This window comes from Mesorhizobium sp. ORS 3428 (assembly GCF_001854785.1).
In the GTDB taxonomy this organism is placed as follows: Bacteria; Pseudomonadota; Alphaproteobacteria; order Rhizobiales; family Rhizobiaceae; genus Mesorhizobium.
The window spans coordinates 1-9,188 of record NZ_MDFL01000017.1 but is presented as its reverse complement, the minus strand read 5'-3'; the positions used below and the strand labels follow the sequence as shown (position 1 = coordinate 9,188).

Annotated in this window: 5 protein-coding genes and 1 pseudogene; 2 read left to right on the top strand and 4 right to left on the bottom strand. The window is 58.9% G+C overall.

The window, feature by feature from the left end; genetic code table 11:
- Positions 1 to 11: 11 nt before the first annotated feature.
- The 4 genes and pseudogenes from ORS3428_RS04945 to ORS3428_RS04925 form a co-directional block, all read right to left on the bottom strand.
- A complete protein-coding gene (locus tag ORS3428_RS04945; protein WP_083354987.1) occupies positions 12 to 1,157 on the bottom strand; it encodes a M24 family metallopeptidase in 1,146 nt (381 codons plus the stop codon).
- A gap of 625 nt (positions 1,158 to 1,782) precedes the next feature.
- A pseudogene (locus tag ORS3428_RS32185) lies at positions 1,783 to 2,438 on the bottom strand (IS5 family transposase); the annotation flags it as partial.
- Positions 2,439 to 2,927: 489 nt separating this feature from the next.
- Positions 2,928 to 4,613 carry an acyl-CoA dehydrogenase family protein gene (locus tag ORS3428_RS04930; protein ID WP_201788290.1) on the bottom strand — a complete coding sequence of 562 codons (1,686 nt, stop codon included), beginning with the start codon at positions 4,611 to 4,613 and terminating at the stop codon, positions 2,928 to 2,930.
- Entirely contained in the window at positions 4,610 to 5,839 is a 1,230-nt protein-coding gene (locus tag ORS3428_RS04925) for a CoA transferase (RefSeq protein WP_071095165.1), read from the bottom strand. The genes ORS3428_RS04930 and ORS3428_RS04925 overlap by 4 nt, the downstream gene beginning before the upstream one ends.
- Before the next feature lie 175 nt (positions 5,840 to 6,014).
- Between ORS3428_RS04925 and ORS3428_RS04920 the strand changes: the two genes are divergently transcribed.
- Together ORS3428_RS04920 and ORS3428_RS04915 are read left to right on the top strand one after the other, a co-directional pair.
- A complete protein-coding gene (locus tag ORS3428_RS04920; RefSeq protein ID WP_071095163.1) occupies positions 6,015 to 8,708 on the top strand; it encodes a 2-oxoglutarate dehydrogenase E1 component in 2,694 nt (897 codons plus the stop codon).
- A 64-nt stretch (positions 8,709 to 8,772) separates the two neighbouring features.
- Positions 8,773 to 9,188 (top strand): helix-turn-helix domain-containing protein (locus tag ORS3428_RS04915; RefSeq protein WP_122984371.1); only part of this gene is annotated, 416 nt, incomplete at its 3' end.

Here is a 9,188-nt window from a genome sequence, read left to right as displayed (position 1 = left end):
CAGGACGGCACTTATTGTAAATCCAAGCGTTGGTTGCTGGAAAATAGCCGGCGCTCCATTTTAGTTAGCCTTTCGCCACCGCTCGGGCCGACTAGGACCGTCTCGCTAATGGCAATTCCACCGCCCGAGGTATACATATGGAAGACCATACCTTCCTCCAAGTTCCATTCTGAATTCGGGAGGAAGACCCAGGTAAAATCACTTCCGCGTATTAAGCGGGTTGAATAATAACCCAGTGTGTATCCAGTGATATTTGGGTAACTATCCCGAATTCCACTATCGAGCGCTCCTTGCCTCATAATGCGGTCGACGTCCTTTGCAACTGCACCGGGTTTCATGGCCGAAATCTGCTCGTCCTGAATTTCAATCATCTTTCTAGATAGAACGTCTAACTCCGTCGGGATATCGCCCAAGACCACGCAGCGCATCATCCTCGAACTATAGCCCTCGAAGGAAGGCGCCAGTTCGATATGGAGGATATCTCCCTGCTGGAGCGGGGCCTCGCTAAGATGGCCGTGAAGGGAGGCCCATTTTTCTCTACCGGCAGTGACGACCCCAGCCCAGTCGGGGTCACCCCCGTGCCGAACGCAGGATTCGACAGCCGTCCGTGCAGCCTCCCGTTCGGTGCCGCCTAACCTTGCTGTGTTGACTACGTCACGCATTGTGGCATCGTTGATTGCGCTGGCCGTGCGGAGCTTTTCCAGTTCAGCTTTTGACTTCAACTTGCGAAGCTTCCACGGCAGGTTGTCTACGTCGACGAAATCGACATGCGGTAATTCGCGCTTTAAGGCCCCGAAGGTGTGGACCGTGAGGGCATGGCTCCGCAGGTCAACACCGATGCGCTTGCGATCGAGCCCTCGTTGGCGAATCTTCTGTGCAATTGCCGTCACCGGGTCCACCTCGTCGGCAAAGCCGACAATGTCCTCAACCCATGTCCTTTCCTGCAACGGAGYGACGTCAACCCACCTCAATACAAAAAAAGCCTCGCCATCAGCTGGGATGAGGCCAGCACGATAAAACGACAGGGACGATTCATAGTTGAAGTAGTATGCAGCCGTCTCGCAGTCATCTATAAGCAGCGCATCTAGTTTGCGAGCGCGCAATTCGGCGCGCAGCCGTTGTACGCGATCTTRCATTTCGCCGCTTGAAAACTGCATTAAAACTTCCTTTCTTATTACCGTGTTGATTTCTACTTTACGGCCGCTGTTTTCTGAAATGTATCACATGCGGATTCCCTGAGAACGCCCAAAAAATTCTTGTCGACCTCGTACACAATTAATACCTGGCGCGCATCAGCTGCCTTTCGGGGCCGCATCTCAATCGCGGGCGCGAATGGAGGCCTTATCCAGCTCAGCTAGGAGTTCCCAAACTGTAACAAGCGAGCGCTGCGCGTTAATCGCAGCGTATTCCGTTGAATAGGCCAATGGAGGTCTTCCGGGTCGCTATCAGATATACCAAATCGGCATAGGTTCTCACAGCCGAAGGTCTCCTGGGGGAGAAGACTCGGTGCCGGGAGGACGTCCACATCTCTGGCAAATCCAGTGCGCTTCGAGGTGGAGGGTTCTAACATCTCGACTTTGTAGTCGATGCCGCTGCCCAGACGCGTCCGACCGGAATTTGCTCGCGGAAGAAGCAGCCCGAAAGCGTGCTCATACTCCTCTGCACTGGCCCGCCGGTAGGGTTCGAAACCAGCATTGCAAGCACATTGCCGTCCATAGGCCGCACCTGGTGGTTCCACGCGCGGCCGGATCTGAAACTCGCGATGCCTCTGCAACAGAAGTTCTAGGCCGTAGACGCACTGGCGCGCAGCCACAGACGCATTGAGGCAAACTGGACGATGGCGAGGAAGTTCGCGGCGAGCTTGTCGTAGCGGGTTGCGATACGGCGGAAATGCTTCAGCTTGGAGAAGAAGCGTTCGATCAGGTTGCGCCCTCGAATAAGGCGCTTGTTGAGCAGGGCTTCCAACGTCGGTTGCTCTTGGGCGGGATGTTGGGCCTGGCACCCTGGCCTGGATTAATTCGCGGATACGGTCGGCGTCGTATGTTTGTCAGCYAGTATGATCGTGCGCGGACCGACATGGTCGAGCAGCGTGTCGGCGATCTGCCCCATCATGCGTCTGTCCAGCGGTTAAGTCGAGCCGCATCGGGAGGCCTTGCGATCAACGACGACGTGGATCTTGGTCGTGAGCCCGCCGCACGATCGACCGAGACAGTGATCTGCACCCCCCTTTTTTGCCGTCGCGGCCTGCTGGTGGGCACGAACTGATGTGCTGTCGATCATCTGGATGTCGCAATCGTGGGCGGCGATGATGGCGTCCATCTCCGATCCCAGACGCCAGGCTTGCGCCATCGCATGAAGCGATTGTAACAGGTGGTGCGCGGCCCATAGGGCTCGGGCATGTCGCGCCACGGCGCCCCAGATCTCGGCACCCAGAAGATCGTGCCGTTTCATGATTCAGCACATATCGRCTCATRYCGATGTGACCCTGACCGACTTCGAGTCGCGTGTGATCAAACCGCTGTTGCCCAACAAGCCGCGAGGCGTTCCACGAGTCGATGATCGACGTGTGTTGAACGGCACGAAGAGCCTTCCAATCTGACGTTGTCAGCGAACCACCTAGCATTGYCATGCAGGAATCGAGTGCTTGACGCGTTCACTCAAGACGGACAGCGATCGACCTTGGCGAATGCCCGCGCAACCGCCTGCATTAAGCAAAGAATGTGAACCGGGCGGGGCGGGTTAACATGCAACATGCTCTCGCCTGGAACCGACGAGATCGTTACCGCGCCATATTCCTACTACATGCGGCRAACCGTCACGTGCTATGTCCAGCTCTGATCCTCGCTCCCGCGTTTCGATTTCTCCTTCAGAGGGTTAACCGACGCTCTGCTGACGAAACGGATCTTAGAGAGCAGAGCATGCATGCCTTACTGAGGCCGGGCCCGGGACTGYGTTTGCAGGATGCCTCGGGCAACGACGTGTGCTTGGATCTCGGCAGCGCCTTCGAAGATGTTCAAGATCCGGGCGTCGCAGAGAATGCGCGATATCTCGTATTCTAGCGCGTAGCCATTACCTCCGTGGATCTGGAGTCCGGTGTCGGCGTTTGACCAAGCARCTCGGGCAGCGAGCAGCTTGGCCATGCCAGCGTCGATATCGCAGCGCGCACCCAAATCCTTCTGGCGAGCGGCGGAATAAGTTATCTCGCGGGCCATCACCATCTCGGTGATCATCATCGCAAGCTTATCATATACCCGCGGAAAGGCTACGATCGATCGGCCAAATTGCCGGCGCTCCAGCGCATAGCCTAACGCCAACTCAAACGCCCGACGTGCAACGCCGACCGCGCGAGCTGCAGTCTGGATGCGCGCGCCCTCGAATGTTCGCATCAACTGTCGAAAGCCCTGCCCCTCAACCTCGCCAAGCAAACCGCCAGGCTGCACGACAAAGCGATCAAAAGAGATGTCGTACTCGCRCATCCCCCGATAGCCGAGAACCTCTATTTCGCCGCCACTCATGCCGGGACACGGAAAAGGATCCTCTCTGGTGCCGCGTGGCTTCTCGACAACCAGCATGGAAAGGCCCCCGTGACCGATCGACCCGGGATTGGTACGGGCCAGCACTGTCATCAAATCGCTCCGCGAAGCATGGGTTATCCATGTCTTGTTGCCCTGGATGACCCAGCCGCCGTCGAGCGTTTTGGCCGCTCGGGTCTTTAAACTGGCAAGATCAGACCCGGTGTCCGGCTCGGTGAACACCGCGGTCGGCAAGATTTCTCCCGAGGCAATTCGGGAAAGCCACCGCTGCTTCTGCTCGGCGGTTCCCGCAGTTGCAATCAGTTCACCGGCGATCTCTGAGCGTGTGCCGAGCGAGCCGGTTGCAATCCAGGCCCGGCTCAACTCCTCGGTCACAACACACATCGCGAGTTTGCCGAGGCCCAATCCGCCGAACGCGGGATCGATACAGATGCCGAACACTCCGAGCTGCGCCATCTGAGCGATGATTTCGTCCGGGACCAACTCGTCCCTCAAGTGCCAGCCTTGGGCATTGGGTAGGATGCGCTCGTTGGCGAAGCGTCGCATCTCGAGCCGGATCATGTCGAGATCGTCGTCGCCAAGCTTTTCACTTACGGCTTCTCCTTGCGCCGTCAGAGAAACAAGCTCCTCCCGGTGCGCGGCAGAATTGCCATGAGCCACGAAAGACTCGACTGAGGGATGGCGCTGAAGCACCAACGCCTCGCCGGTAGCTTCAAGGTCAGCCGGGCGCAAAATCTCGTTTTGACTCATCGGCAGGCCACCCACCAGCTGGCCAAGATACTCGCCGAACCCGATAGCGATTACGAGTTCGTCGCCGCGCTGCAAGCTGCCTTCCTGTAGATGCCGAGCACCCCAGGCAGCAACAGCATTGAGTGTAGCCACCGATGTTGYCACCCAAGCAAAACCGTGGGCCGCCCGCTGAAACCGATCAAGCGAGCGCGAAACCACCTCCCCCTGGGGGGCAACCAGGGCTTCGATTTTTTTGCGGACGCCAGCGAGGTAGCATTCAGCGGCGGTTATGGCATCGTTCGCCAAAGCTATAAGCGACGCGCCTGAAGCGAAATCTGGATTAACTGTCACACTTTGGCTCCTGCGCTCTGGACGACGCCGCTGTCATGCAAGGCTGCTATCTCGTGGCTGGGTAAGGCGAGAACGCCGGCCAGCACCTCTTCCGTATGTTCCCCCAAGTTCGGGGCTCGTGTAGGCGCATGTCGCTGGAATTCTCGGAACGTCGCTGGATAACCTGGCGTTGGGTAGGTGTAACCGCTGACGTGGTCCACCTCTGTGAAGAGCTGGCCTTCTGGTTGGAAGGGTTTCTCCCTGGCAACTGCCTCTGACACTGTGCGATAAGGTCCCCAGCATGCGCCGGCTTCATCAAGCCGTTCGGTCAGTTGAGCAGCCGAGCTCGCTGAAACCACATGTGCAACTAACGCGCCCAGGCGATCACGGTATTCATAGCGAAGCCCTTCATCCTCCGCGAAAGAGACACCAAGTTCAGCCTCCAGCGACGCAACCTCGGCTTGAATTTCAAGAGCCTGCACGAGACCGCCCCATTGGCGACCGGTAATAGCCACAATCATCAACCGCTGACCGTCTGCCGTGACAAAATCGCGACCAAAAGCTCCGAAGAGGTCATTGCCTATCTTGGGGCGATCACGCCCGTTAACAATCACCTCCGCCACTTGGCCCAGCGTGCCGAGAGTTGCCGCGGCGACATCGCTTAGTGGCACCCGGACCTCCTGACCCAACCCGGTGGCGTGACGACTAATGAGCGCCGCGAGAACGCTGGTGGCGGCGATTGATCCGGTCAAAAGGTCCCAGGCGGGCAGAACGTGGTTGACCGGAATGGGATTGTCGGCTGGGCCAGTCATCATCGGGATGCCCATGGCGCAATTGACAGTATAATCGACGGCATTGCCGCCGTCGGCATGGCCCATAATACGCGCCGTGATGAGGTCGGGACGTCGGCTGACTAGTCGATCGTGCGACAAGAACCCGGCCACCGGATAATTCGTAACGAAAATGCCCGCGCCATCACCCGGGGCCGTCACCAGTGCCACGGCCAGCTCGCGTCCCCGAGGGTTCGAGAGATTGATGGCAATGGATTTCTTCGACTTGTTTAGACCTTCCCAATAAAAACTGCCGCCCCCTGGACAGCGCGGCCAGCGATGAAAATCGGGACCACCGCCGACCGGATCGAAGCGAATGACCTCGGCGCCCAGTTGGGCGAGCGAGAGGGCGCAGAAGGGAGCGGCTATGAAGGAGGCTCCCTCGATTACCCGCGTACCGTGAAGAAGTCCGTACATTTGTGGCTCAGCCTCGTTCAGATCCGACCCACCCCATGCTGAAGGTATCTTCGTTCATCAAGGAAAACGGCGCCATCTATTCATCAGATGAATATAGCATCCGAAAATCCACGACTTTCTTCTTGGGCCCTCTATTGATCGGCGCCGAAACAATGAAGCCGTAGAGCGAGCGTCGATGACTCTGCCCTTTAGTGGCGACAGCGCCTTTTTCCTGGATTTATACGCACGCTTTGTGAAAGACCCGGCCTCAGTCCCAGCCGACTGGCGCGTCAAGCTCGCTATGATGGAGGCGCCGGCGCAGAACATCAGCGACAACGGCGAACGATTGGCCGAGTTGTTTCGGATCTATGGTCACCGGCAGGCCCGCCTCGATCCACTTGAATGGAGTGCCCGCAGCCCAGTGCCGGAACTGAACTCGATTGTAGCCGGCGAAGAGCCCATCGCCTTGACGCTGGCCGGCCAGAAAATGACGTTGCCAAAATCGCAGGCGATCACCACACTTGGCTCGATCTATTGCGGCACGGCTGCGATCGAGGCCAGTCATGTACTCGATGCTGGTGAACGTGAATGGGTTCATCAGCGGTTTGAACGCGAGATCCTCGCGGAAGCTGATCAAAACGTTTATGCGCGAACGCTCGAGGCGGTGATGCTGGCCGACGAGTTCGAAAATTTCATCAAAACAAAATGGCCGACGAAGAAGCGCTTCGGCATAGAGGGGGCAGAGTCGTCGGCTGTCATCTCCCGCGAGATTTTTCGCAGCGCAGCCGAGGCGGGTGTTAAGGAGGTAGTGATTGGTGGCATGCATCGGGGCCGCTTGGCGACGCTTGCGACGGTTCTCGGCAAATCRCTCCCAGCGCTAATTGCCGAGATCAAAGGGCGCGACCTCACCGACAAAGATGCGACGTTTACCGGCGACGTGCCTTACCACAACGGTCTGGCAGCGCAGGTCGATACTGGCGCAGGTCAGGTGGCTGTGCGCCTGCTGCCACACCCCTCCCATCTCATCGTCGTCGCGCCCGTGGCCATTGGAGCGGCGCGCGCCCGGCAAGAGCAGAAGGCGAGGGCCAATGCTGGCGCAAATGGCGCGTCGCAGGTCCTGCCTTTCCTGATGCATACTGATGCTGCCTTTGCCGGCCAAGGTCTCGTCTGGGAATTGTTCCAAATTTCCGGGCTCGCCGGGTACAGTGTCGGGGGCACAGTCCACCTTATCGTCAATAACCAGATTGGGTTCACGACCCTCCCGTCCGAGGGCCGCTCTTCGCCGCATCCGAGCGATATCGGCAAGGCCTTCGGTGTGCCGATCTTCCATGTCAATGGCGATGACCCAATCGCGGCCGCCGCAGTAGCCCGCGTTGCGGTCGCATGGCGCAACGCGACCGGGAAGGACGCAATCATCGACTTGGTCTGCTACCGGCGCAACGGCCACAACGAACTCGACGAACCGCGTTTCACGCAGCCGCTGACTTGGTCCAAGGTCGACGACCGGGCAACCCTGAAGCAACTACATTCGAATCGCGTCAGGGCCACTTCAGCCGTAGCCTTCGATATGGCGGACGCGAAGCGCAAGGCCTTTCATGAGGCGCTCGAGCATGCCTATGCGACCTATGACCAGGTGCTYAACAGCACACCGGAACGGCAGACGGACATTTTTGCCCCGCCGCAGCCCRCCGRCCCCTTCCCCTTCGGCACCGTGACCGGTGTGGCTCGCAGTCGCCTTGTGGATTTGGCTCGACRCATGAGTGTGGTCGACGAAGGCTTCGAAGCCGACCCGAAAGTGCGCAGCTTCCTGAAGGCAAGACTGGAGACAATCGAGAAGGACGCCGGCTTCAACATCGCAACCGCAGAGGCTCTGGCTTTCGCCTCTCTTTTGGATGAAGGCAACTCGGTGYGGCTGAGCGGACAGGATAGCGTCAGAGGCACGTTCACGCAGCGCCATTTGGCCTTGCACGACCGGCACACCGGTCGGACGACAACGCCGCTCGCGGCTCTAGCGCGAGCGGGCGCGCGCTTCGACGCGGTGAACTCACCTTTGATCGAATATGGCGTGCTGAGTTTCGAATACGGAATGAGCCTGGCCGACCCCGAGCGCCTKGTGGTTTGGGAGGCCCAGTTCGGCGACTTCCTGAACGGCGCCCAGGTGGTCGTCGACCAGTTCATTGTAACGGCCGAGGCGAAATGGCGTATGAGCTCAGGCCTCATCATTGCCCTGCCGCATGGGCTCGAAGGTCAGGGTCCAGATCATTCCTCGGCCCGCATCGAGCGCATCCTTCAGTCTTGCGCAGGTGGCAATCTTGTTGTCGCAAATCCCTCGACACCGGCAAACCTGTTCCACCTTTATCGCCGACAGCTTCGAGCAACGATCCGCAAACCACTGTTCCTTATTGCGCCGAAGTCGCTGCTGCGCTTGCGCGACTGCGTCTCGAGGCTCGATGAGATCGCCGAGGGAACATCTTTCCAACCAGTCATCGTCAAGCCCCCCACTGCCGCGGCATGCAGCAAGGTGGTGCTCTGCTCGGGCAAGGTGGCCTACGCCCTAAAGGCTGCAATGGCGCAGGAGCGCATCGACGATGTGGCGCTGGTCCGCATCGAACAGCTTTATCCTTTCCCAAGCGAAACAATCGCCGCGGTACTGCAGCTGTACCAAGGTGTCCCTATGGTCTGGTGTCAGGAGGAGCCTTGCAACCAAGGGGCGTGGTCTTTTGTGCGGGAAAGCTTGAGCGAGATGGCGCCCAACTGGCCCTTGACCTATGTCGGGCGGCCGGCGATGGCGGCAGCCGCGGGGGGATCGATTGAGCGGCACGAGGTGGAGCAAAGGGAGATCATGGCTGCCGCGTTATCGTCTGCCGCTCGCGCGCAGGCTGCGGAATAAGCCACTGGACCCGGTCGAGGCCATAAGCTAGGCGATTGGGGATTACAACCGAGACAACTGCCCAATGTCGGTTTTTGAGCCGGTCAGAGCTGTGCAAAGAGGACTGGCGGTACTGCGAGCCATCAGCGAGCAGGGACCAATCGCTGTCTCGGACATCGCAAATCTCTGCAAATTACCGCAGCCAACTGTGGTGCGCCTTGTTGAAACGCTGATCGAGGGCGGTTACGTCTATCGCCTGGCAGGAAAGGCGACCTACAAGGTGACTGGACGGACCCTAGCCCTGAGCCGCGGATATGACCCTCACTTTCGCCTGATCGAGTTAGCAGTGCCTGTGGTGGAGCAGTTGCATATAGAGATCGGCTGGCCTTCAAACCTGGCGGTCTTCGACGGCGACGCCATGGTGATCGCCTATTCCAACCGCGCGGCGCTAGGATTGTCGATCCCCGGCAGGGTCGGCGCGCGTATTCCGCTGGTCGCAAC

Excerpts from the sequence above, each read along its gene's own strand:
- ORS3428_RS04925 (WP_071095165.1), bottom strand. The coding sequence starts at position 5,839 with ATGTACGGACTTCTTCACGGTACGCGGGTAATCGAGGGAGCCTCCTTC.